Source organism: Shouchella shacheensis (genome assembly GCF_001484965.1).
In the GTDB taxonomy this organism is placed as follows: domain Bacteria; phylum Bacillota; class Bacilli; order Bacillales; family Bacillaceae_D; genus Shouchella; species Shouchella shacheensis.
Genome location: NZ_LLYY01000011.1, coordinates 97,217 through 121,685 on the forward strand (window position 1 = coordinate 97,217; position 24,469 = coordinate 121,685).

A 24,469-nucleotide genomic window follows, 5' to 3' on the forward strand; every position below is an offset into this window, starting at 1 on the left:
AGAACCTATACTGAAGCGAGGAGGGGACACCTTGACAACGAACGCAATGACTAGCCAGGGCGAGAAAGCGTATGCCCTTCTTAAAGCGGACGCGGAAAAGATTCGTCGGCTGATTGAAGTTCAGTTGGAAAATTTGACTATGCCACAATGCCCCCTCTACGAAGAAGTTTTAGATACACGGATGTTTGGCTTATCAAGAGAAATTGATTTTGCAATCCGTCTTGGACTTGTAGAGGAAGAAAAAGGGAAAAACATTTTAAGTGAGCTTGAGCGCAAGCTTGCCCTTCTGCATGAAGCATCCATGAGCAAATAACGAACCGGGCGATGAGCCCGGTTTTCTTCAATTTAGCAACGTCTTTTTTAGAAGGAGTTTCCGGATTGCGAGTGTCAAATCTTGGCGAATGAGCGAAAAAACCATTGCAAAACACTCACTTTTTGCGCATACTATATAACAAGCTATGAACAGTAGTTTACTAGGAGGAGACAGGGAGGATACTATGAACGAGTTACAGACAATTAGAAAAGTTCTTGTGGCCAACCGCGGGGAGATTGCCATTCGTATTTTTAGAGCCTGTTCGGAGCTGAATGTCCGCACGGTGGCTATCTACTCAAAAGAGGATACGGGGGCGTTCCACCGATACAAAGCGGATGAAGCGTATCTTGTCGGTGAAGGAAAGAAGCCGATTGAAGCCTATTTGGATATTGAAGGCATCATTGAGACCGCAAAAGAAAACGGTGTGGATGCGATTCATCCAGGGTACGGGTTTTTATCAGAAAACATAGAGTTTGCTAGACGCTGTTCGGAGGAAGGCATCGTCTTTGTCGGTCCAGAGCTTGAACATCTACATATGTTTGGGGACAAAATTCAGGCCCGCGAGCAAGCGGTGAAAGCCGGCCTTCCGGTCATCCCAGGGAGCGATGGCCCCGTCAATGGCCTGGACGAGATCGAAGCGTTCGCGAAAGAGCATGGCTATCCGTTGATGATTAAAGCCTCTCTCGGTGGCGGAGGTAGAGGAATGCGCATCGTGCGTACTGAATCGGATTTGCAGGATTCCTATGAACGCGCCAAATCTGAAGCAAAATCAGCCTTTGGCAACGACGAGGTCTATGTGGAAAAATTCGTCGAACGACCAAAGCATATTGAAGTCCAAATCCTAGCAGATAAACATGAAAATATCGTTCACCTTTATGAGCGTGACTGTTCCGTTCAAAGACGTCATCAGAAAGTGGTAGAAATTGCTCCGAGTGTGTCGCTTTCGGATGAGGTACGGGAGCGCATTTGCGATGCGGCCGTTCAACTTGCAAAGAACGTCAACTATGTGAACGCGGGGACGGTCGAATTTCTTGTCACCGAAGACGGAACGTTTTACTTTATTGAAGTCAATCCACGTGTACAAGTAGAGCACACGATTACAGAAATGATTACGGGTTTTGACATTGTGCAAACGCAGCTGATGATTGCGGATGGGTTGAACCTTCATGGGACTGAAATTGCCATTCCGGATCAGAAAGAAATCTCCACGTTTGGCTATGCGATTCAATCAAGGGTGACAACGGAAGATCCAGCCAATGACTTCATGCCAGACACGGGGCGCATTAATGCTTATCGTTCAAGCGGCGGCTTTGGCGTGCGTCTTGATGCCGGCAATGGGTTCCAGGGAGCGGTGATTAGTCCGCATTACGATTCTCTGCTTGTGAAAGTGTCCACATGGGCGCTTTCGTTTGAGAGCGCCGCACAAAAAATGCATCGTAACTTGCGCGAGTTCCGTATTCGCGGAATTAAGACAAACATTGCCTTCTTAGAAAACGTTGTAACGCATCATCAATTCCTATCCGGGGAATACAATACAGGTTTTATCGATCAGACGCCGGAGCTTTTCGTCTTTCCTAAGCGAAAAGACCGGGGCACGAAAATGCTCTCCTTCATTGGAGAAACAGTGGTCAACGGCTATCCAGGAATTGAGAAGCAGACCAAGCCACTCTTCCACCAACCGATCGTACCGGACGCAGATTTTGATACACCAATTCCAGCAGGTACGAAGCAAATCCTTGATGAGCGTGGACCAGAAGGGTTGGCTGAGTGGGTCAAGCAGGAGAAAGATGTACTCTTAACCGACACAACCTTCCGCGATGCCCATCAGTCGCTGCTAGCGACAAGAATTCGCACCAATGATTTGAAGAAGATCGCTGAACCAACGGCACGGCTATTGCCGGATCTCTTTTCTATGGAAATGTGGGGTGGAGCAACGTTCGATGTAGCCATGCGCTTCTTGCATGAGAACCCGTGGGAGCGGCTGCTCGTTCTTCGCGAAAAAGCACCAAACGTCTTGTTCCAAATGCTTCTCCGCGCTTCCAATGGTGTTGGGTATACAAGCTATCCGGACAATGTCATCGAAGAGTTCGTTCAACAATCAGCCGACGCGGGCATCGATGTCTTCCGTGTTTTTGATAGCTTGAACTGGGTAGAGGCGATGAAGCCTGCTGTTGAGGCGGTGCGAGCAAGCGGAAAAGTCGCGGAAGCCGCTGTTTGCTACACAGGCGATATTCTTGATAGCAGCAAAACGAAGTACGACCTTGCCTATTATAAGAACGTGGCAAAAGAGCTAGAGGCGTCTGGCGCCCATATTCTTGGGATTAAGGATATGGCCGGACTCCTGAAGCCAGAAGCCGCGTACCAGCTTGTGAGCGAACTGAAGAATGCCATTTCAATCCCGGTTCATCTTCATATGCATGACACGAGCGGCAATGGCGTCTTCGCTTATGCACGCGCCATCGATGCTGGGGTTGATATTGTCGATGTCGCTGTAAGCTCTATGGCGGGCCTAACGTCACAGCCAAGTGCGAATAGTTTATACTACGCGCTACATGAAAATGGCCGCCAGCCGAAGATGAATATTGATGCGTACGAGAAGCTCGATCAGTTTTGGTATGACACACGAACCATGTACCAAGGATTTGAAAGCGGCATGAACGCTCCGCACACAGAAGTCTACGAACACGAAATGCCAGGAGGTCAGTACAGCAACTTGCAGCAGCAGGCAAAGGCTGTCGGCTTGTATGAGCGTTGGAATGAAGTCAAGAAGATGTATCGGACAGTAAACCTCATGTTTGGAGACATTGTAAAAGTTACGCCTTCGTCCAAAGTCGTAGGGGATATGGCCTTATACATGGTGCAAAACGACTTGACCGAAGAGGACGTCTACGAGCGCGGAGACAATCTTGATTTTCCTGATTCTGTCGTTGAATTTTTCCAGGGGCAGCTGGGTCAGCCATACAAAGGTTTCCCAGAAAAATTACAGAAGATCATTCTTAAAGGCCGCGAGCCGATTGAAGGCCGCCCGGGAGCACGCTTGGAGCCTGTTGATTTTGAAGCGCTCAGTGAAAAACTCTATAAAGAGCTAGGCCGTCAAGTCACCAGTCACGATCTTCTTTCGTATGCCCTTTATCCGAAAGTGTATATGGAATACGAGCAGTTTAACGAGCGCTTTGGCAATGTATCGGTTCTGGATACAGCTACGTTCTTCTATGGGATGCGCCTTGGCGAGGAGATTGAAATAGAGATCGAGCAAGGAAAGACGCTGATCGTGAAGTTGATTTCCATTTCTGACCCTCAAGAGGACGGCACGCGCATCGTCTACTTTGAATTTAATGGGCAGCCTCGAGAAGTAAACATTCAAGACATGAATGTGAAAACAACGGCGATTACTCGACCAAAGGCGGACAAGAATAACACTCGTCATATCGGAGCTTCGATGCCGGGAACCGTGATTAAAGCTCTTGTCGCTGCAGGAGATGAAGTCAAAAAAGGCGACCACCTCATGATCACAGAGGCCATGAAAATGGAAACAACTGTGCAAGCTGCTGAGAACGGTGTGGTGAAAGAAGTCTTTGTTAAAGACGGTGAGGCGATCGCCACGGGTGATTTGCTCATCGAATTGGAATAGGAAAGGTCAAAAAGCCGGATGCGAGAGCGTCCGGCTTTTTGCTGATGACAGTGGGTGTGAGCAAGAACTGCTGCGGTCCATTTGGCAACAGCAAACTCACGGGGGAAAGCGAAGCGTCTAAGATGGAGGGGAGAGCTCTACCGTTTTGAAAAGGCAAAGATGCTCGTTTTAAATAACACACTAAAAAAGCCGAACGCAAGCACTCTAACGTTCGGCTTTTCTTGATCTAGCTGCGGCACCCACTCGCTCGAGGCTTCTTCACGCCGCCAGATCAAGTCAAGTTCAGACTTGATCTGCCATCGCTCCAGAACTTGGCGCTCGTGTTCAGGACGCCTCCGCTTTTCTTGATCCAGCTGCGGCGGGTAGAAGCTCGGGATTTTTCAGACCTGCTCTGAAATCCAAGGACGGGATTTCAAAAGCAGGCCTTCCAAAATCCTCGCTTCTAAGCGACCCGCCTCCGCTTTTCTTTTTACCTGTGCTTTCTCGTCACGATCATTGTCATATAGCATAGCACGGTGAAGAGGAGGGAAATAAGCAGCGCATGAAAAATGCCAACAGACATGACTTGATTGTATGTGAAGACGATGGAAATTCCGCTTGCCGCTTGTCCCAGGACAAGAAGGATCGTAAGCACGGAAGAGACAACAAGTACGCGCTCATGTTTGTATTGTTTCCATACCCAAACACATAAGATCAAGAGCAACGCGACAAGAACCATCGCCGCTGCCCGGTGAAGCACCTGAGCACCAACTTGGCCTTGAAGCGCTGGGAAGAGCTGGCCATTACAAAGCGGGAAACCGTTGCACGCAAGTGAGGCCTCCGTATGTTTCACATACGCACCTGTATAAATCGCGGCGTAGCTGTAAATAGTGACAATAAGAACGTAATTACGGAAAGCCTTCGATACCCGGGGGATGAGAGGCTGTCCAGTTTTGCTGTCCTCAAATGCGAGTCTTGTTAAAAGAACAACGGATGCAAAGGAAAGAGCAGAAAAGCCAAAATGAAGAGCCATGATCAAATCCGACTGACCGAAAACGACCGCTCCGGCTCCGAGCAATCCTTGAAAGATGATCATGAATACGGAAACGATGGAAAGAAATTTGGTTTCGCGCATGTGTCTAAGCTGGCGCCACGACCAGATCGCCATTACGATGACGAGGGCGCCGACAATCCCGGAGACAAGCCTATGACTATATTCAATAATGGTTTCCATTGCTGGATTTGTAGGAATAACCTCTCCAAAACAAAGGGGCCAAGTAGCGCCGCATCCTTCTCCTGACCCAGTTTTGGTGACTAGAGCTCCTTGGATTAGCACTAAAAGGACGCCTAGTGAGGTGATAACGCCAAATCGTTTTAACCAATTATGCAATCGTTTCACCTTTCTTTCTATAAACTTGTTGAGAACTATGATAAAGTAACAAGTGTGTGCTAAAATAACCTCGTCTTCATCTTAAAGAAGTTTGTCGCTTGAAGTCAATTTTCTGGTTGCGAACATTTGTTGACGATCAGAAATGTGAAGATCATGTGAACATGTGGAATATGATGAAACCCCGCAAATTATGAGTTATAATGGACGGGACCGGTTTTAATGTAAGTGTTAAGGCAATTTTAAGTAGGGGTGATTTATGTTTGACACAATGAAGAGTGGGGAGAACAAAATTAATAAGATGAATGGGCTTTGTGGTTTCTTTTAGTAAGGGAGCATACATAAGAAAATGCGCGTACATATGTGAAAAGCTGTGTTTGCTGAGCAGCAAAAAGCGATTGAGCCTAAAGCTAAAAAAGGCTCCATTTGTTATTGTCTTATGTATACGGTTGCGAAGATTATGGTTGTCTACCTATCGTTAGCATGATCGCTTGCAAAGCAAGTGTTAGCAACACCGACTATTTGAAAAAAGAAAGTGAGGGACAAAGATGCTTAGGAAAAACGTATGGCGTTTTCTTCCTCTTTCATTGATTATGCTTTTTTTGACGGGATGTATGGGAGAAGAAAACTTAACTGCCCTCGATCCTAAAGGGCCGGCTGCCCAGTGGATTTTTGACAACATGATGCTGTCGCTTTACGTGATGGCCTTTGTTTCAATCGTCGTTTTTGTCATCTATTTTATTATCTTGGCAAAATTTCGTCGTAAAGAGGGAGATAACGAGCTTCCAAGACAGGTACACGGGAATACGGCAATGGAAATTACCTGGACGGTGATTCCGATCCTCTTGCTGATCATTTTGTTTGTACCAACGATCGTAGGGACCTTTAAGTTCCACGTCAATGCCGATCCAAGTCAATATGAAGACAATCTTTATATTAATGTAACGGGACATCAGTATTGGTGGCAGTTTGACTATGAGGAAGAAGGGTTTACCGCTGGGCAGGAGGTCTACATTCCTGTCGGGCAAGAAGTGATATTTGAACTAAATGCGGAGGATGTCATTCACTCGTTCTGGGTGCCTGCGTTAGGCGGTAAACAAGACACAGTACCAGGAATACAGAACGCGATGTACCTAGAGGCAGACGAGCCCGGGGTGTATTTTGGCAAATGTGCTGAGCTTTGCGGACCCTCGCATGCCCTGATGGAGTTTAAGCTAATTGCGCTTGAGCAAGACGATTATGATGCCTGGGTGGAAGAGATGCAAAGCATCGAAGAGGCAGAACAACCAGATGAAGCACTCGCCTCTGACGGTTATGAAGTCTTCGAAGAACAAAGCTGTATTGGCTGTCACGCTATTGGTGGGCAAGGAACGGCTGCAGGTCCATCGCTCACAAACTTTGCGGACCGTCAAATGATTGCCGGTGTTTTAGAAAATAACGATGAGAACCTTGAAGCTTGGATTCGCGATCCTCAGTCGTTAAAACAGGGCAATAAGATGCAGGCCTATCCTGATATGAGTGACGAGGATATGGAAGCGTTGATTGCTTACTTGCGTACGCTTGAAGTGCGTGGAGCCGACCAAGATTATTAAAAGGTAGAATGAGGTAAAGGAGGGTCTTGTATTGGCTAGCCATAAAAAAGATAAAAGCGTTGTTTGGGATTGGCTAACAACGGTCGATCATAAGAAACTCGGGATCATGTATTTGATTGCCGGTACGCTTTTTTTCGCCAAAGCTGGGCTCATGGCTGTGTTTATGCGGATACAGCTCGCGTTCCCAGAAAACAATTTCTTAAGCGGGCAAACGTATAATGAGTTGCTTACCATGCACGGGACGATCATGCTGTTTTTGGCGGTAACCCCGATCATCTTTGCATTTATGAACTTCGTTATTCCATTACAAATTGGAGCGCGTGATGTAGCCTTTCCATTTGTCAACGCGCTTGGGTTTTGGATTTTCCTTTCCGGAGGCTTGCTTCTTTCAACAAGCTGGTTCTTTGGGGGTGGACCGGATGCAGGATGGACGGCTTACGCGCCGCTTTCCACACAGGATGTGCTCGGAATTGATTTCTACGTGCTAGGTCTTCAAGTATCAGGGATTGGAACGCTCGTCTCTGCGATTAACTTTCTAGTCACGATTATCAACATGCGTGCACCAGGCATGACCATGATGCGCTTACCGCTCTTTGTGTGGACGTCTTTCGTTACGTCAACACTGATCTTATTTGCGTTCACTCCACTGGCGGCTGGACTTGCGCTGCTTATGCTAGAGCGAGTCTTTGATGCACAATTCTTCGTGCCAGATGCCGGAGGGAACGTCGTAATATGGCAGCACATCTTCTGGATCTTTGGGCACCCGGAAGTATACATTCTTGTATTACCGGCCTTCGGTATTATTTCAGAAGTCATTCCTGCCTTCTCACGCAAACGCCTCTTTGGCTACACGGCGATGGTGTTTGCGACGATACTGATTGCCTTTCTTGGCTTCATGGTTTGGGCGCACCATATGTTCACGGTTGGAATGGGGCCTGTTGCGAACTCGATCTTTGCGATTGCGACCATGACGATTGCCGTGCCAACGGGGATTAAGATCTTTAACTGGCTATTCACGATGTGGGGCGGGAAGATTACGTTTAACACGGCGATGTTATTCGCTTCTTCCTTCGTACCAACCTTCGTGCTTGGTGGGGTAACCGGGGTTATGCTTGCCATGGCGCCTGTAACGTATCTCTATCACGACACGTATTTTGTTGTTGCGCACTTTCACTACATTATCGTTGCTGGGATTGTGCTAGCCTTATTTGCCGGTTTGTTCTATTGGTATCCAAAGATGTTTAACCATAAGTTAAACGAGAAATTAGGGATCATATTCTTTGTGGTCTTCACCATTGGGTTTCACCTAACGTTCTTTGTGCAACATTTCCTTGGTTTGATGGGGATGCAGCGACGCGTCTATACATACTTAGGCGGGCAAGGGTTAGATACCTATAATTTGATTAGTACCTTTGGAACGTTTTTTATGTCCGCTGGGATCATCATTTTAATCATCAACATCATCTATTCAGCCTTTAAAGGGGAGCGTGTGATTGGGCAGAACGATCCATGGGATGCTCGTACACTTGAGTGGGCAACGCCGACCCCTGTCCCTGAGTACAACTTTGCGCAAACGCCGCAAATTCGTTCTCTTGATCCGCTTTTCTATGAAAAAGTGCACGGCGATGGAACGATGAAGCCGGCAGAACCTGTGAGCGACATCCATATGCCAAACGGTTCCATCCTTCCACTCGTGATTTCGATCGGCCTTTATTTTGGCGGATTCGGCATTATTATGCTTGAAATGCAGAACCCCGTGATCAATCCTTGGATTGTCGTTGCTTTCGGGGGAATTCTAACCTTTGGAGCCATGGCGGTTCGGTCCATTAAAGAAGACCACGGCTACCACATTCCAAAAAGCAAAGTTAAAGCCGATCTGAAGAGACCGGGAGGGGGCAGCTAAGATGGCAGATACAGTGGATATGAGCAAAGGGTTGCCTTCTCACCCTGAGCGGGCAACGCTTGAAGGGAAAAACAAGTTTCTTGGGTTCTGGTTCTTCTTAGGTGGCGAAACGATTATGTTCGCAACGTTCTTCGGTACGTTCCTCGCCCTTCGTAACGGAACTGGAGACGGGCCAGCGTCGACGGACATCTTCACGCTTCCTCTCGTCTTTATCATGACGATGATTCTTTTAACAAGCTCAATGACGAGCGTGTTCGCGATGTTTGCGATGAAGAAGAACAAGTTCAAGCAAATGATGGCTTGGATGTGGGCAACCGTAATTCTAGGCGCTGTCTTTTTGGGCCTTGAAATTTATGAGTTTCAACATTATGTTCATGATTATGATTTCGGGTTTACAACAAGTGCCTTTTCATCCGCTTTCTATACACTTGTTGGCCTGCACGGGGCTCACGTTCTCTTTGGCCTTGGGTGGATCACCATCTTGCTTGTCCGTTACGCGAAGAGTGGTATTACGCTGACCAACGCGCCGAAATTCTACGTAGCAAGCCTGTATTGGCACTTTATCGACGTGGTGTGGGTCTTTATCTTCACTGTCGTATACTTAATGGGAGTGGGGGGTTACTAGAATGTCCGACGAACATTTAAGCACACCGTTTAAAAAAAGCGCAATGTCCGAAATGGAAAAAAGGGACATGAAAAAAGAAATTCGCAGTCAGATCGTTGTCTTTGTTCTTCTGCTGTTCCTAACAGTTCTTTCGTTCGCTGCAGTAGGGACGGATGTTGTCACGCATTCTTTTGCTGTCCCGTTTATCTTGATCCTGGCAGGCGTTCAATTTTTCTTGCAGCTGCTGTTTTTCATGCATATGAAAGATAAGGATCATGCTTGGGCAACGATTTTTATGGTAACGGGGGTTTTTGTTACGGTCCTGACCGTTGCAACGCTAATGCTTCTGATTGGTGTGAATAAGATTTAAAAGGTGTTGAATGACAATGGAAGAAACCCTGGTGACGGGGTTTCTTTTTTTGTCTAGCTCCGGTGGGGAAAAGCTTGAGATTCTCGCCTTGGCAAGTGTTGTCCAAGAACAGGGTTTCTTATGACAGGTCTCCGAAATTCTCGCTTCTGTTCAACCCGCCTGGTTTTTCGGTATTGTCTAGCTCCGGCGGGTATCATTTCCAACATAATCTTCCTCCGTTACGAAAGACTACGGGTAAACGAAGAAGGTAAGGTGAAAACATGTCTTTAAGCGAATCATACCAACCAGGGCAAGTGGTCTATGTCATTATTCGAAACCCTCATGCTCAAGATGTTGCAAATGTCCAAGAGGCAGCGGTTGTTCAGAATCCTGAAGACCCAAGCGAGCTCTCTCTCTTTCTGTATGAGACCTATTACCCGTTAACAGACGATGTGGCCGTGTATCAAACCGAAGACGAAGCGGAAAACGCCTACCAGCAAGCGTTCGGCTTGCCAGAGGAAGGAGATTTTCATGGTTAGACCCTTTGTTCCTGAACTCGTCTACGTTGAACCGCGTGCCATGGAATACCCGCTTGCCAAGGAGTTAATCCCGAAGTTTGAGAACATGGGAATTGAAATAAGAGAAACAACCTCCCACAATCAAATCCGCAACTTGCCGGGAGACAACCACTTTCAGAAGTATCGTACCGCTAAATCAACACTGGTGGTTGGCGTTCGCAAGACGCTAAAATTTGATACATCCAAACCGTCAGCAGAATACGCCATCCCGTTTGTGACAGGATGTATGGGTCACTGCCATTATTGCTATCTGCAAACGACGATGGGAGACAAACCGTATATCCGCACCTATGTGAACCTTGATGAGATTTTTGAATCAGCGGATCAGTATATGAAAGAACGTGCTCCTGAACCAACGCGCTTTGAGGCTTCCTGTACGTCCGACATTGTCGGGGTGGACCATTTGACGCACTCTTTAAAAAGGGCGATTGAATACTTTGGCGAATCCGAACATGGAAAGTTACGATTTGTGACTAAATTTGCCCACGTGGACCATCTGCTAGATGCGAAACACAATGGCCGTACGCGTTTTCGTTTTAGCATCAACAGTGACTACATTATTAAATACTTCGAACCGGGGACGTCCAGACTTCAAGAGAGAATTGAAGCAGCCGTTAAAGTAGCCGAAGCTGGCTACCCGCTCGGATTTATTATCGCCCCGATCTACTTGCATGAAGGGTGGAGAGAAGGCTACGGGGAAATGCTTGAGAAGCTGGAGCAAGCGCTGCCCGCTTTTGCGAAGAAAGACTTAACCTTTGAGATGATTCAACACCGGTTTACAAAGCCCGCCAAGCGTGTAATTCAAAAAAACTACCCCATGACAAAACTTGAACTAGATGAGTCGAAGAGAAAGTGGAAATGGGGGCGCTACGGTATCGGCAAGTACGTCTACACGAACGAAGAGCAGGAAGATATTAAAGATACCATTGGCGGCTTTATTGACAACCATTTCCCAGATGCCAGAATTGAGTATTTTACTTGACCTTAAACTGAAGTGAATGAGCGGTAGTGCTTATTCATTTCAGTTTTTTTAGAGGCAACGTTTTTTAGCGCGAAGCCCAAGAAGAGCCACAAGCAATTCTTCGTAAACTCCTGAATACGGTCGAAAACGTGCCTTGTCGCCGTTACAAATTTGTATAAAGGAATTCCCTAAGCTGTTCAGGAACAATCAGGCAAGGCTTTGTTCTACATCGCTGTTGCTACCTTTTTGAGCATTCTGCTTAACTACATAGCGGTCCTTTCATCCCTCGGGTCAGGTAAGAATCCGTAGCGAAACTGACTGAGCTTAAAGCATGGTTATTGCCTCAAGCTACCCTCTTCGCATTTTTTGCGCACCTTTCATTTAGCCATAAAGAAACCGTTTAGGTTAACAGGAAAAAAGGTATAGCTTATAGAAGTAAGAAAATCTGTGATCAAGAACCGAAACAACTCAATAATTCTTGAGGGAGGGCGCAGAGTGACTCTTGTTGATGGAGTCTTTGTATTGCTAACGATCATTTGGACCCTTGAATTTGTGGTTTTCAGAGATCGCGGAAAGAAAGAAAAGGACGAGTCTTATGAAAAGGGAAAACATGAGAGTATCAGTTTCTATTTCATCTTGGTGGCAATCATGCTCGCAATCGGTGTGAGCATCCTTTTTCGCGAGAACCAGTGGGCCATTATAGACGTTCCTTGGGTGCCGTGGCTAGGGACCGCCATATATGCTGTAGGCATTTTTCTTCGGTTTTGGGCGATAATGAAGCTACAGGTTTTCTTTACAAGGAATGTGCACGCCACAGACTCTATGGACCTCGTTAGTGATGGTCCTTATCGTCGGCTACGCCACCCTCTTTACACCGCACTGCTGCTATGTGTGGTTGGCATTTCATTGTATTTGCATACGTGGGGAGGCTTACTCATCTCACTCGCTTTAATCGTCCCCGCACTACTTATGCGCATACAGATCGAAGAGGAGCTCCTCACAGCAGAGCTTGAGGAACGGTACCGGAAATGGAAGCGGCAACGGTGGGTTTTACTCCCGTGGATTTATTAAACGGAGGAGGAAGTAGGATGAAGAAAAAGGACATTGCAGTGATTGGTGGCGGCCTAGGAGGTCTTTCCGCAAGCATTCGGTTAGCGGCAGACGGCCATCAAGTAACGCTCTTTGAACAAAATGAACGCCTTGGGGGGAAATGCAATATTCGCGAAGGGAAGGGCTATACGTTTGACACAGGTCCGTCTATTTTAACAATGCCTTGGGTCCTTGAGCAGTTGTTTGAAAGTGCGGGAAGAAATGTGAACGACTATATGACCATTGAACGTGTCGAGCCGCAGTGGAGGACTTTTTTCGAAGATGGGGTGACCCTTGATGTCAAGGGAGATTTGCCCGCGATGCTTAAGGACATTGAAGAGCTGTCTCCGCAAGATGCCGCTCCTTTCCTAGAGTATTTAAGCTACAGTGCGAAAATGTATGATCTATGCAAAAAAAGTTTTTACAAGAAAAGCTTGTCCGGGGTGAACGATTTACGCAACTTACATAATTTCAAGGAGCTCATGGCGCTGGATCCGTTCAAAAACCTCGATGCTGGGACAAAGAAATTCATACAGGACCCGCACTTACGACAGCTGATCAATTTTTTTGTTATGTATGTGGGCTCTTCTCCGTATTTGGCACCGGCTGTGCTGTCGCAACTTGCCTATGTACAGATGGGGTTAGGGATCTTCTATGTCAAAGGGGGGATGTACAAGATCATTCAGGGGATGGAGCGACTGCTTCAAGAGCTAGGTGTAGAGATCCAGACGAATGCAAAAGTAGAACGTATTGTCTATAAGGACGGCGAAGCTAGAGGAGTTGAGCTTGCGGACGGTAAGACGGTCCATGCCGATGTTATTGTCTCCAACCTAGAAGCCATCCCAACGTACCAGCATTTGTTGAGTGAGCTTCCACAAGCGGAACCTACAGAGAAAATGGTCAAAAAGTATGAGCCAAGCGTTTCTGGTTTAGTTCTTTTGCTTGGCATTAACCGGACGTATGATCACTTGCGGCACCATAACTTCTTTTTCTCTAAGGATCCAGAGCTCGAATTCAAGCAAATCTTTGAAGACAAGAAGCCAGCGGATGACCCAACGGTCTATATTGGAATCTCCTCTAAGTCCGATCCCGAGCAAGCACCTGATGGCAAAGAGAATCATTTTGTTCTTACCCACGTACCACCTCTTTTCGGAGAGGAGAACTGGGAACTTTATAGGGAATCGTATCGTGAAACCGTGCTTAAAAAGTTGGAACGTAACGGGCTCGAGGATATTCGCGACTACATTGAGTTTGAATACACGTTCACTCCTGACGATTTGAAATCCCTCTACGGATCAACGGGAGGGTCGATTTACGGGACGGTTGCGGATCGTAAGAAAAATGGGGGCTTCAAAGTGCCAAGTCGTAGTGACCGACTCGCGAACCTCTACTTTGTAGGGGGCTCCACTCATCCTGGCGGAGGGGTCCCAATGGTTACGCTCTCCGGACAGTTGACCGCGGACCTCATTGCAGAGGATATGAGGAGTACTTCGAAGCATATCGGATAATGCTTCGATAGTAAAAATCGTGAGGCTAAGGTACTGGAGGCGTTTCTGTATTGATGGATCGTGTCGTTTTTCGTTTTTTTATCAGTTGGTATGTGTGCGGGGTTATTCTTGTTGGATTTGATTTATTGCCTACGTGGCTAGAGTGGGCCAATGCGGTATTTCTTATTGCCGCTGGCTTACTGGGGGGAATCTACTTTTTTAGACAGTACGGGACTCTTGGGTGGCTATTCTCTATAGGTGTTGTCGCTTCGACGATTTTCGTAGAGTGGTTGGGAACGGAATTCGGGTTTCTTTTCGGCGCCTACGAGTACAACCCTGACTTTGGCTTGTTCTTATTTGGCGTTCCTTTTACGATTGGCGCTGCCTGGCTGATGGTCATGGCGACGACTCATGCTTTAGTCAAACCGATTGCGTTTATGGTTTCCCGCAGCGGCTTACAAGTTGTTGTTTATGTTGTAGGAGGAGCCTTCGCTGCGGTGGTTATGGACTTATTGATTGATCCGGTGGCGGCAAACCTTCAGGAGTACTGGGTTTGGGAAAGCGAAGGATTCTATTATGGTGTGCCGTTTTCCAACTTTGTCGGCTGGTTTCTAATTGCGTTTGTGCTTCATGCTTTGTTATATGCCTTACTTCGGATGAGCCGACAATGGCATGTGAATGCTGATCGATACTGGCAACCTCGAATCGTTCTTTTGTATGTGCTTATGATAAGCATGTTTATGGTGATCGCAGCGGCAGGCGGAATCTTTGGTGCAAGTGCATTAACGGGAGTGCTAACCGTGGGCATTTTGCTTCTTTATGCGAAGGCGCAAGGAGAGTCATCATGATTTATGCCAATAAAAATCGGACGTACGAGCGTCTCTTTCAGTTGTATAATACCTATTGGCTGTTCAAACGCTCGTTTTCCTATATACATGTACGAGGAGAAGCGCCAGCAGCAGGGCAGCCCGTTCTTGTGCTTTCCAATCATAGCAACTGGTGGGACGGGCTCTCCGCTTTCTACCTTTCAAGAAATGCGTTTTGCATGCATGATTGCTATATGATGACAGGAGAGGAAGGGCTCCAGTCGTTTCGGTTTTTCCATAGACTCGGTGCTTTTTCCATTGATACCAAACGCTCACTATCGATGGCGAAATCGCTCCGATACGCGAAGGGTTTGCTGAAGGAACGTAAGGCTATTTGGATGTTCCCTCAAGGGGAGGAGCGTCACCTTGAGCAGCGTCCGCTCCATTTGGCGAGTGGCGCCGCCTACTTAGCGGAAGAAGTGCAAGAATCGACGATTGTGCCAGTGACCTTTTACTATACGTTTTTGCATGAACAGCGCCCGCGTCTATTCGTAGACATTGGTACCTCTTTGCAAGCTAGCGATTTGTGTGGAGACAGAAGCGAAAAGACAAAGCAGTTGCAGGAAGTCCTCACCAAGCAGCTAGATGCTCAGCGCGCTTGCGTGATGGAAGAAACGATGGATGAATACAGAGTGACGCTCCGCGGAACGAAGAGCGTCAGTGATTGGTTCTCCTTTTTTCGTAAAGGCGGAGCGCAAGATGATTGAGCTCTACAGTTTTGCACTTCTCGCTATTCTCGGTTTCGTTCTTGTGAACGGCTGGTTTATGCCTCGATTAAAGGGAGGGGCCGTTCCTCCAGTGGAACCAGCGCCGCTCGTCTCGATCCTTGTTCCTCTGCGTGATGAGGAACGAAATGTTGGCCTACTCATTGAATCATTGAAGGAACTCACCTATCCCAAGATGGAGTTTATTTTCCTTGATGATGGCTCTCAAGATCAAACGTTGGACTTGTTAAGAACGGAAACGAAGCATCTTGAACATAGCCGTGTCATTAAAGGAGCACCGCTTCCTGAAGGGTGGGTGGGGAAGGTTCATGCTTGTTATCAACTTGGCATGGAAGCGAAAGGAGCGTACCTTTTGTTTCTTGATGCGGATATTCGCTTGAGGAGCCACACGGTGGAAAAAACGGTGAGGCTTTCACAAAAAAAGAATGCCGGATTAATATCAGGATTTCCCCGTTTTCCGGTTCACTCGTTGCTTGGACGTCTGCTCGTCCCGCTTCAGCATGTGATTATTTATGTGCATTTGCCGCTTTTTATCGCTAACCACACAATGATGAGCCGTGCATCAGCGGCGCATGGATCGTTTATGTTTTTCTCCCGCTGTGCGTATGAAAACGTGCAAGGACATCGAGCCGTCGCGAGTTCTCTTGTGGAAGACGTTCACATTACGAGAGCGGTAAAGGAAGCTGGGGGGCGCGCTATTCTTGCGAACATCACAAACGTTGCGAGCTGCTATATGTATGAAAGCAACCGTGAGGTCTGGAATGGGTTTCTGAAAAATATTTTTGCTGGGATTGGGCGTTCCTATCTTGTGGCCAGCTGCATCATCTTGTTTTATTCGTTCTTTTTTATTTTGCCTCTGCCGCTCGCCGTATGGGGCGTGCTAAGCGGCTCTTATCAACTGGGAATCCCGCTGCTGATTACTTGGATGATGAGGCTTCTGGTTGACTTGCGGACGAAACAAAATCCCTTCCTTTGCCTGTTGATGCCTTTTTCATCGATGGTTTTGGTAGTTATTTTGGTAACGTCTATTCACCGTACACGAGTGGGCGATGGGTTTGAGTGGAAAGGAAGACGGTATAAATGAAGAACGTAGCGATCATAGGCGCAGGTCTTGGTGGACTTGCGGCTAGCATTCTTCTTGGAGCCAAAGGCTATCAAGTGGATGTGTACGAAAAGCATGACTATGTGGGTGGCAAAATGAGGCGCTATGCATTTGGCGGCGCCCGTTTTGATTTTGGGCCAAACACGTTGACCATGCCTGAGGTTTTTAAAGAAGTGTATCGCCAAAGCGGCGTCCATCCTGATGAGTATGTCTCTATCGAACCATTAACAGCGCATACGGCCAATCATTTCTCTGATGGGTCCACTCTTACGACGTCAAGCGACTTGAGCGCAACAATGAAGGCTTTTCGTAAGTTTGGCGAATCCAATGCAAGTGTCCATTCATACATCGAGGAAGTGACGCGTCTCTATGAACTTGCCAGCGATCAGTTTTTTCCGAGGACGTTTGCATCGGTGGGGGAATACGTGTCGCCCAAGCTTGGACGGGCGCTTCTTGGAGTTCGTCCGTTGGAGAAAATGGATTCTTTTCACCGACGGTTTTTTAAAGACGAGCGTGTGGTGCAAATGTTAAACCGATATGCGACGTATATTGGGTCGTCGCCGTATTACGCCCCTGCGACGTTCGCAATGATTGCTTACTTTGAGTTGGTGGACGGCGTTTTTTTTATAAAGGGGGGGAACCCGACGCTGGCTGAAGGGTTCCGCAAAAGGGCCGAAGAGCTAGGCGTGCGTTTCCACTTGGAGACCGAAGTGAAGAAGCTAGAGACGGAAAGAAAGAACGTATCTGCACTCGAACTCGTTGATGGGCGGCGTTATTCGTTTGATGCCTATTTACTGAATGGTGACTACATGACGGTTTTTCCACGTCTCGTGGATGAGCGCGCGAGGCCGTCTGTTCCCAATCGCTCTTCCGTGTGGCAACGGACGCCTTCGAGCTCTGCTTTCGTCATTATGGCGGCAACAAGCGCGAAAACGGAAGCGACGATGCATCATCAAGTGTATTTCAGCCCTTCCTATAAGCAAGAGTTTGAAGAGCTTTTTACCCACCAAGTTTATCCGAGTGACCCAACCATCTACATTTGCAACTCTTCAGTGAGCGATCCAACAGCGAGCGAGGAAGGGGATAACCTATTCATTCTTGTGAATGCCCCCGCACTTAAAGGGGAGCAGGGCTCCATGGATACAGAGTCGTATAAGGCGTTTATCTACGATAAACTGGAAGAAAAAGGGGTTCATATTCGTCCGGTGTTAATCGAGGATAAAGTAGTGACACCCAACGACATTGCGGCTGACTATGATGCTTTTCACGGGGGACTGTACGGGGCGTCTTCGAATCGTTTGCAGCAGGCGTTTTTGCGCCCCGCAAATAAAAGCCGAGATCTTCAAAACCTTTATTTTTCCAGTGGCTCTACTCACCCAGGAGGAGGCTCTCCAATGGTCGTACAGAGCGGGATGAATGTCGCTCAACTGATTGGTGAGGAGGTCTAAGCTCTTCCTAAAGAGGCAGTAATAGCCATGAAGAGCACTGAGAGGACCTGTTAAACGAGGAGGAAGAGCATGAAGCTATACACATTAACCAGCACTCAACAGTTGCCAATCTCACGCAAGGAAGCATGGGCCTTCTTTTCTGATCCCAACCAATTGTCGAACATCACGCCTGATAACATGACATTCAAAATCATGGAAGCCATCTCTGAGAACATGCATGCAGGGATGATCATTCGCTACAGAATTCGACCGTTCTCATGGTTGCAGGTGCAGTGGGTGACTGAAATTACGCACATTCTAAAAGGAGAACGATTTGTGGACGAGCAACGCTTTGGTCCTTTTCGCTTATGGCATCACCAACACATCTTCACCGAGGTCGAGGGTGGAGTTGAAGTACAGGACGTGGTGCATTATGTAATGCCACTCTCCATCCTCGGAAGGCTCGTTCATCGACTTATTGTACGCAAACGGCTGGAAGAAATTTTTTCTTTTCGTAAAAAGCAGTTGAGCACGTATTTTGGTCGCGTTACATGATTAGGAGCAGTGACTACAAAAGTCGACTAGTAATCTAGTCGACTTTTGCTTATCCTTGAACGCTATGCATGATGGACTGTTTTCTTTCTTTTTCAATGAACGCTCGCTTCGTAAACACGTCATATTCGTTTTTTCGAACAGCATCCAAAATGGCGCGGTACATGTGTGCGGCACCTTTTACCGGTAACTGGGCATTGAGTGGATAGAGATGCATGGTCGTAAAGGCTTGTTGATAGAGATTTTCTGCGCGCGTAGCGATGCACTCCCATAAGTTGATGAAGTTCTGATCCACGTTGCCCGCAAGAAGTTGAGCTTCGCTTACTCCATAGTCCGACAGTAGTCTGCGTGGGAGATAGATGCGACCCATCGATAGATCTTCTCCTACATCGCGTAATATATTTGTGAGCTGCATTGCCTTTCCTAAAGCAATGCCATCCCTTTGCAAACGTTGATGCGTTGTGGGTGCAAGAACCGGAAGAAGCATTAAGCCTACGGTGCTGGCGACATGGTACGCGTAGTTTTCTAGTTCTTCGAGTGTCTCGTAGCGCTGCTGATGAAGATCCATATATTGCCCCTGAATCATTTCATGAAAGGGCTGTGGGTTCATGTCAAATGTAGAAAACACATCATGCAAAGCTAGCCATTTTGGATCTCCAGCTGGCAGGTCTCCGTCTAAAAAAGCCGCAAATTCGGTTTCAAAGTTTTCTAGAGACGTCATCGAGCTAGGCTGTTCGTCAACAATATCGTCGACCTCACGACAAAATGCATAAATAGCCCAGACAGCCTGCCGTTTTTTTTTCGGTAGCGAGCCAAATGCTTTTGTAAATGTCTTGGAATGCTGGGAGATGATGTTATGGCAATATGCATAAGCATGTTCAATGTCTTTCATTTCATCTGTCCCCTCTCTGTTTCACGAAGATACGCAGCGAGCAGTTTCGCCCCTTGCATCACGATTGGGATGCCGCCTCCAGGATGAGTGGAAGCCCCCACGGCATACACATTCTTGTAATAAAACGGTCGGAGCTGAGGCCGGAAAACCCCCGATTGTTTGAGCACGGGGGCAAGTCCAAAACTTCCGCCTTGAAACAATCCTTCTTGCTCTGCATCCTCTGGGGTTCGCACGTCCATCCAGGTGATCGCTCGCCGGAGACCAGGGAATGCTTCCGCCTCCAAACGGTCGATGGCGGTTTCAATGAGTGATTCACTCACTTTTTGCCCCTTTGTATTGGGGACGGGGATAAGTGCATACAGCACCCCTTTTCCGGGTGGCGCTAATGTGTTATCAATAATGGACGGATGAAAAGCGTATATCGAGGGACGTGTGGGGGAACGTTGCTCAACAAACACTTCATCCATGTGGCCTTTAAAGTCGTCAGTAAGAATAAACTGGTGTACGGGACTTTCTTTATAAACTTTGTTTAAGCCAAAATAAAGAAGTAGACACCCAGAAGAGGCTATGTATTTTTTTTTCACGGGTTTGTTTCTCACAAGGGATTCTACGTAAGGAAAGTCGCCATTCATGATAAAGCGATCGGCTCTAATCGTTTCTCCTTGAACAACGACTGACCTACATTGCCGCTTTTTTCCTATAACACTTGTAACCTCGGCATTGGCGACAAGCTTTACCCCACGCGATTTCAGCTCTTGCACGATGGCTGTTACAAGACTAGCATACCCTCCATGTAAGTACCAAATGCCGTGCTCATGCTCACTGTAAGAAACGAGAGAGTAGAGAGCAGGAGAAGAAGCAGGATTCCCACCAATGTATAGCGATTGCAGCTTGTACGCATTTTGTAAGCGAATATCTGAAAAAAAGTGCGCGGTCATTTTTTCCACCGATTGATAGGCTTTCAATTGATAAAGCACCTTTAAATTGGGGTAAGAAAAAAACATGCGGCGTTTCACAAAATTTTGATCAAGAAAAGCGGCTTTGCCTTTCTCGAAGTTGGACTGCATCGCCTTCATAAAAGCCGTAAATGCCTGTTCCTCCCCTGGAAAAAGGCGAGCAATTTCCTTTTCCTGTGCCTGCTGATCTTGATACTTCCAGAAATGGCTGCCATCGGGAAACGATATTCGATACAGCGGATCGATGCGCTGAAACGTGAGGCCGCTTGTATCCATTCCTGCTTCTTCTAATATGGATGTAATCATCTCGGGCAGCAGTACAATCGTAGGGCCTTGATCAATTTTATACGCCTCTCGCTCATGATAAGCCAGCCTTCCCCCGAAGGAAGAGGCACGTTCATAAACGATGACGTCATCCCCGCGATGACTAAGGTATAAGGCGGTCACGAGTCCGCCGATGCCGCTTCCGACAATCACTGTTTTCCTATTCATTCGAATGCCCCCTTTCCCGTCATAACGAGGGTATAAGTGCTTCTAGAACTGTTTCGTTATTATCTCACAATCGTTATTTCCTTGTCACTCTCCATCAGCGACTGCGCGGTGATTCGTCCTGATTCGAGAATCGTTGGAAGACCGCTTCCAGGGTGTGTGCCGCCTCCAACGAGCCAACAAGAACCGAGTTCTTCAAAACGGTTGTGAGGGCGGAAGTACATCATTTGCCCCAAATTGTGGGCAAGGTTGAAGGTTGCGCCCTTGTATACATTGAAACTTGCTTCCCAATCAGCCGGCGTCAGAATCGTTTCGGTGGTTACGTGGTCTCTTAGTCCTTTAAATCCTGTACGCTCTTCTACCTGTTGGTAAATGAGGTCCCGCGTGGACGATTGCTCTTTTCTCCAATCAATGCCGCTGAAATTATTTGGTACGGGTGCGAGCAAGTAGATCGGCGACTTTCCAGGAGGAGCTAAAGAGCGATCTGTACCAATGGGATTGTGAACGTAAATAGAGGGATCTGCTGACAGCAACTTGGACCCCGTTACTTCTTCCACATTTTTTTTATAATCCTTTGAAAATATGACGGTGTGATGAGGAAGTTCATACTCTTTATCCACATTGGCGTAAATCATAAAGGTTGAGCAGGAGTACTTTTTCTTCTTTAGCTTATGAGGCTTGTACTTTTTAAGGTTCGCTTCATCAATGAGCTCGGACATGGTGTAAGCAAAATCAGCGTTCACAATTAACTCGTCACAATAGAGTTCTTCCCCGTTTGCAAGCTCCACGCCGTAGACGTCTTTGTTTTTTGTAAGAATTTTCTTTACATCTGTATGGGTGTGAATCTTTGCACCGAACTCCTGACAAACCTTCGCCATCGCTTGTGGAATCTGATTGACTCCACCCTCTGGATGGAAAATGCCGTATGCATACTCCATGTAAGAAAGGATGCTAAAGGCAGCCGGGCATTCCCATGGAGACATTCCCAAATACTTGGATTGAAACGTGAAAGACAGCTTCAGGCGCTCATCGGTAAAATACCGACTTAACTCGTCATATAGGCTACGCCCGAGCGAAAGCTTCGGAAGTGCCTTTAATGTTCGCCACCGTCCATAGTCAAACAAAGAACCATGGCGATTTTGCAGCACAGGCATGAGCGCAGCCATTTTCTGTTCTGTTTCTTCAAGGAAACGAAGAAACCCACGGCCGTTGCCTGGAAAGCTCTCCTCAATCCTCTCATAGGTTGCACTTGTGTCGTAGCTTGGAGAAAACGCGATATCCTCAAAGCGAAGCTCATACATTGGATCGACTTTGTGCATAGTTAGATAGTCGCTTAGCTTTCGACCAACAGCTTCAAACAGTTCCTCTAGTATATGTGGCATGCTAAAAAAAGTGGGCCCCCGGTCGAAAGAGAAACCATCTTGTTCAAATAACGATGTCCGTCCTCCAAGAAACGGCTGCTTCTCCAAAACCGTGACTTCATAGCCACGTCCTGCAAGGAGCATGGCTGAAGCCAGACCACCTGGGCCAGCACCAATAACAATAATTTTTTTCAAAAACATCCCTGCCTCTCCAAGGTCACCAAAAAACGTCTCTACTGATATACCCCCCTGTTCATAGGCCTAAACAAGAAGAGGGAGTTTTAAGACAAGCCATTGAAAATAGCGAATAACAGCGGCAAGGTCACCGCCGCAGCGAATGTCGAGACGAGCACGGCGACCGAGGCAAAAGATGTGTCGCCCCCGTAGTTCTCCGCATACAAACTAACGGTTGGGGCGCATGGAGTGGCGGACAGAAGTACAGCAATGGCGAGCCAGTCGAAGGGGAGGGGCGTAAACGCCAACGGAAGAAAGAGGAGAAATGGCACGATAAAGAGACGGCCGCTTAGCGCCACCCATAACAGTTTACTCCTTAGGTAAGTAAGAAAATCCATCAAGCGAATAGAAGCAATCAAACACCCAATTAAGAGCATGGAGAGCGGTACAGTCATTTGACCGATGCTATTCATTGCATCAAAGAGAGAACGAGGCAATGAAATCGGCAAAAAGAAGAGGAGCAGCCCGACCGATGTGGCGATCAACCCTGGATTTTTCCAGAGGGAAGCTCGTTCACCACGAGGGGTGTCTCGCTGCATGACCGCGATGCCATACGTCCAGATCGCAATAAAGTAAATCATATTAAACACCGCTGCAAAGAATAGGCCGTCGTGGCCAAAAAGCTGAAAAGCAATCGCGACTCCTATAAACCCTTGGTTGCCAAACAGCAACAAATTTTCATAAACTCCAGCCCGTTCTTGCGGCAACTTGAACCGACGCGCCGTCCACCTCCCGATCAGAGCCGTGCCTCCCAAAAAGTAAGCAGACAGAAGGAGCAGTGCCACGACGGCGAGGCCCCGGTCGATTTCAAAAGGAACATGCATGGAGGTGACAATTAAGCAGGGCAGTGTCACATAGAGCAAAAGCTTTGTGAAGACGCCTCGGCTTGTCTCAGGAAGCAAACGAAATTTCATTGCGAGCCAACCAACAACAAAGATAAGGTAGAGCATTGTCATTTCAGACAATACTTCTTGGAAAGCAGCCACTCATACCACCCCTTTTTCACGCTCATTGATCGTCCGCTTCCCCATTATTCAATGGATCGTTCGCCCATATGTACACTTGTCATTATCTTATGCTGAGGATGGTTATCTGGGAACAGGATTGTGCACCATCGACCGGTAATTACGTAAATTTTGGAGGTTTTTCTGATGAAAGAACATGAAGTATTCAAAGAACAAATGCCAAGCTCCCTGAACCCATACTGTTAGAAGAAGATCATCAATAATCTAAAGGAGAACGTTCACAACCGAGTCTAGCTGGTGGGCAACGAATGCAGCTTGGGAGAGCGGGACACACGAAAAAACGTATTCTAAAAAGGTGGGACCATGATGCAAGAAAAACAGGTGATTAACGAATTGAATGAGAATTTAAAAGGAGAATACATGGGAATTCATGCGTATGAACATTACATTGAAAAAGCTCGAGATCCAGCCACCAAAGCACAATTACAGCAAATTCAGCAGGACCACAAACAACATGCAAGCAAGATTGCAGAAAGAATAAAAAACCTAGGAGGCAAAGCTGTAGAAGATAACGGATTCATGGGCTCCGTCAATGAAACCATGATGAAACTGAAGGGTGTCCCTGAATCAACGAAAGAAATTGTAAAAGGCGCCATAAAAGGACAAGAGATGGGCATACGTTCCACTGAAGAGATCGTGCGAGGGGATGATTTGGACCCGGAGAGCCTTCAAATCGTTCAAAGCAATTTAGATGAGGATCGAGCTCATATTCATCAATTGAACAGTTTGAGTGAGTGACAAGATGAGGCTGTTCATCATTTAGAGAATTGGAGGGAAATAAAGATATCTAAATTATAAATTATCGGCAATACACTGAGCTTATGTCAAGAGGCCTCATACAAACGAGCCCCTTGAGTTGGTTTAAACAGAACTAGCTATCATGAGTTTTACCGTCATTCCAGAATAGGGTGCCTTTCCTTAATAACTCAACTTTCGCACCAAGAAAATCGCAATGAATTCAACGCCC

At 47.1% G+C, this 24,469-nt stretch carries 21 protein-coding genes; 16 read left to right on the forward strand and 5 right to left on the reverse strand.

Annotation, left to right across the window (positions count from 1 at the left end):
- Positions 1-46: 46 nt before the first annotated feature.
- Together AVZ68_RS12980 and pyc are read left to right on the forward strand one after the other, a co-directional pair.
- Positions 47-313, forward strand: a complete 267-nt coding sequence (locus AVZ68_RS12980; protein ID WP_157404656.1) for an Fpa/YlaN family protein — start codon at positions 47-49, stop codon at positions 311-313.
- A gap of 184 nt (positions 314-497) precedes the next feature.
- Positions 498-3,944 (forward strand): pyruvate carboxylase, encoded by a 3,447-nt coding sequence (gene pyc / locus AVZ68_RS12985; RefSeq protein WP_059104991.1) that lies wholly within the window; start codon positions 498-500, stop codon positions 3,942-3,944.
- Positions 3,945-4,413: 469 nt separating this feature from the next.
- Here pyc and AVZ68_RS12990 read toward each other — a convergent pair whose 3' ends face one another.
- Positions 4,414-5,313, reverse strand: a complete 900-nt coding sequence (locus AVZ68_RS12990; RefSeq protein ID WP_059104992.1) for a COX15/CtaA family protein — start codon at positions 5,311-5,313, stop codon at positions 4,414-4,416.
- A 545-nt stretch (positions 5,314-5,858) separates the two neighbouring features.
- Between AVZ68_RS12990 and coxB the strand changes: the two genes are divergently transcribed.
- The 13 genes from coxB to AVZ68_RS13055 all read left to right on the forward strand — a co-directional run bounded on the left by coxB (position 5,859) and on the right by AVZ68_RS13055 (position 18,548).
- Entirely contained in the window at positions 5,859-6,902 is a 1,044-nt protein-coding gene (coxB, locus tag AVZ68_RS12995) for a cytochrome c oxidase subunit II (RefSeq protein ID WP_059104993.1), read from the forward strand.
- Between the two features lie 31 nt (positions 6,903-6,933).
- Positions 6,934-8,805 (forward strand): cytochrome c oxidase subunit I, encoded by a 1,872-nt coding sequence (gene ctaD / locus AVZ68_RS13000; RefSeq protein WP_059104994.1) that lies wholly within the window; start codon positions 6,934-6,936, stop codon positions 8,803-8,805.
- Position 8,806: 1 nt separating this feature from the next.
- Positions 8,807-9,430: a cytochrome (ubi)quinol oxidase subunit III gene (locus AVZ68_RS13005; protein WP_059104995.1), complete on the forward strand. Its 624-nt coding sequence runs from the start codon at positions 8,807-8,809 to the stop codon at positions 9,428-9,430.
- 1 nt (position 9,431) lies between these two features.
- Positions 9,432-9,779: a cytochrome C oxidase subunit IV family protein gene (locus tag AVZ68_RS13010; protein WP_059104996.1), complete on the forward strand. Its 348-nt coding sequence runs from the start codon at positions 9,432-9,434 to the stop codon at positions 9,777-9,779.
- A 260-nt stretch (positions 9,780-10,039) separates the two neighbouring features.
- Positions 10,040-10,297 carry a transcriptional regulator SplA domain-containing protein gene (locus tag AVZ68_RS13015; RefSeq protein ID WP_059104997.1) on the forward strand — a complete coding sequence of 86 codons (258 nt, stop codon included), beginning with the start codon at positions 10,040-10,042 and terminating at the stop codon, positions 10,295-10,297.
- Positions 10,290-11,318 carry a spore photoproduct lyase gene (gene splB, locus AVZ68_RS13020; protein ID WP_059104998.1) on the forward strand — a complete coding sequence of 343 codons (1,029 nt, stop codon included), beginning with the start codon at positions 10,290-10,292 and terminating at the stop codon, positions 11,316-11,318. The genes AVZ68_RS13015 and splB overlap by 8 nt, the downstream gene beginning before the upstream one ends.
- Before the next feature lie 474 nt (positions 11,319-11,792).
- Positions 11,793-12,368 (forward strand): methyltransferase family protein, encoded by a 576-nt coding sequence (locus AVZ68_RS13025; RefSeq protein WP_059104999.1) that lies wholly within the window; start codon positions 11,793-11,795, stop codon positions 12,366-12,368.
- Positions 12,369-12,385: 17 nt separating this feature from the next.
- The gene (locus tag AVZ68_RS13030) at positions 12,386-13,894 is read left to right on the forward strand and encodes a phytoene desaturase family protein (protein ID WP_059105000.1); all 1,509 of its coding nucleotides are present in this window, start codon (positions 12,386-12,388) and stop codon (positions 13,892-13,894) included.
- 53 nt (positions 13,895-13,947) lie between these two features.
- Positions 13,948-14,721 (forward strand): carotenoid biosynthesis protein, encoded by a 774-nt coding sequence (locus AVZ68_RS13035; protein ID WP_059105001.1) that lies wholly within the window; start codon positions 13,948-13,950, stop codon positions 14,719-14,721.
- Positions 14,718-15,446 (forward strand): lysophospholipid acyltransferase family protein, encoded by a 729-nt coding sequence (locus AVZ68_RS13040; protein WP_059105002.1) that lies wholly within the window; start codon positions 14,718-14,720, stop codon positions 15,444-15,446. The genes AVZ68_RS13035 and AVZ68_RS13040 overlap by 4 nt, the downstream gene beginning before the upstream one ends.
- On the forward strand, positions 15,439-16,548 hold the full coding sequence (locus AVZ68_RS13045) for a glycosyltransferase family 2 protein (protein WP_059105003.1): 1,110 nt from the start codon (positions 15,439-15,441) through the stop codon (positions 16,546-16,548). The genes AVZ68_RS13040 and AVZ68_RS13045 overlap by 8 nt, the downstream gene beginning before the upstream one ends.
- Positions 16,545-18,014 carry a phytoene desaturase family protein gene (locus AVZ68_RS13050; protein WP_059105004.1) on the forward strand — a complete coding sequence of 490 codons (1,470 nt, stop codon included), beginning with the start codon at positions 16,545-16,547 and terminating at the stop codon, positions 18,012-18,014. Before AVZ68_RS13045 ends, AVZ68_RS13050 begins: the two co-directional genes overlap by 4 nt.
- 69 nt (positions 18,015-18,083) lie before the next feature.
- Positions 18,084-18,548, forward strand: coding sequence for an SRPBCC family protein (locus AVZ68_RS13055; RefSeq protein ID WP_059105005.1), 465 nt, complete (start codon positions 18,084-18,086; stop codon positions 18,546-18,548).
- Positions 18,549-18,597: 49 nt separating this feature from the next.
- Here AVZ68_RS13055 and AVZ68_RS13060 read toward each other — a convergent pair whose 3' ends face one another.
- The 4 genes from AVZ68_RS13060 to AVZ68_RS13075 form a co-directional block, all read right to left on the reverse strand.
- The gene (locus AVZ68_RS13060; RefSeq protein WP_059105006.1) at positions 18,598-19,437 is read right to left on the reverse strand and encodes a phytoene/squalene synthase family protein; all 840 of its coding nucleotides are present in this window, start codon (positions 19,435-19,437) and stop codon (positions 18,598-18,600) included.
- Positions 19,434-20,885, reverse strand: coding sequence for a phytoene desaturase family protein (locus tag AVZ68_RS13065; RefSeq protein ID WP_059105007.1), 1,452 nt, complete (start codon positions 20,883-20,885; stop codon positions 19,434-19,436). The genes AVZ68_RS13060 and AVZ68_RS13065 overlap by 4 nt, the downstream gene beginning before the upstream one ends.
- 59 nt (positions 20,886-20,944) lie before the next feature.
- A complete protein-coding gene (locus tag AVZ68_RS13070; protein ID WP_059105008.1) occupies positions 20,945-22,444 on the reverse strand; it encodes a phytoene desaturase family protein in 1,500 nt (499 codons plus the stop codon).
- An 80-nt stretch (positions 22,445-22,524) separates the two neighbouring features.
- On the reverse strand, positions 22,525-23,463 hold the full coding sequence (locus AVZ68_RS13075) for an AEC family transporter (RefSeq protein ID WP_059105009.1): 939 nt from the start codon (positions 23,461-23,463) through the stop codon (positions 22,525-22,527).
- 345 nt (positions 23,464-23,808) lie between these two features.
- Between AVZ68_RS13075 and AVZ68_RS13080 the strand changes: the two genes are divergently transcribed.
- Positions 23,809-24,240, forward strand: coding sequence for a DUF2383 domain-containing protein (locus AVZ68_RS13080; RefSeq protein ID WP_059105010.1), 432 nt, complete (start codon positions 23,809-23,811; stop codon positions 24,238-24,240).
- Positions 24,241-24,469: the final 229 nt, after the last annotated feature.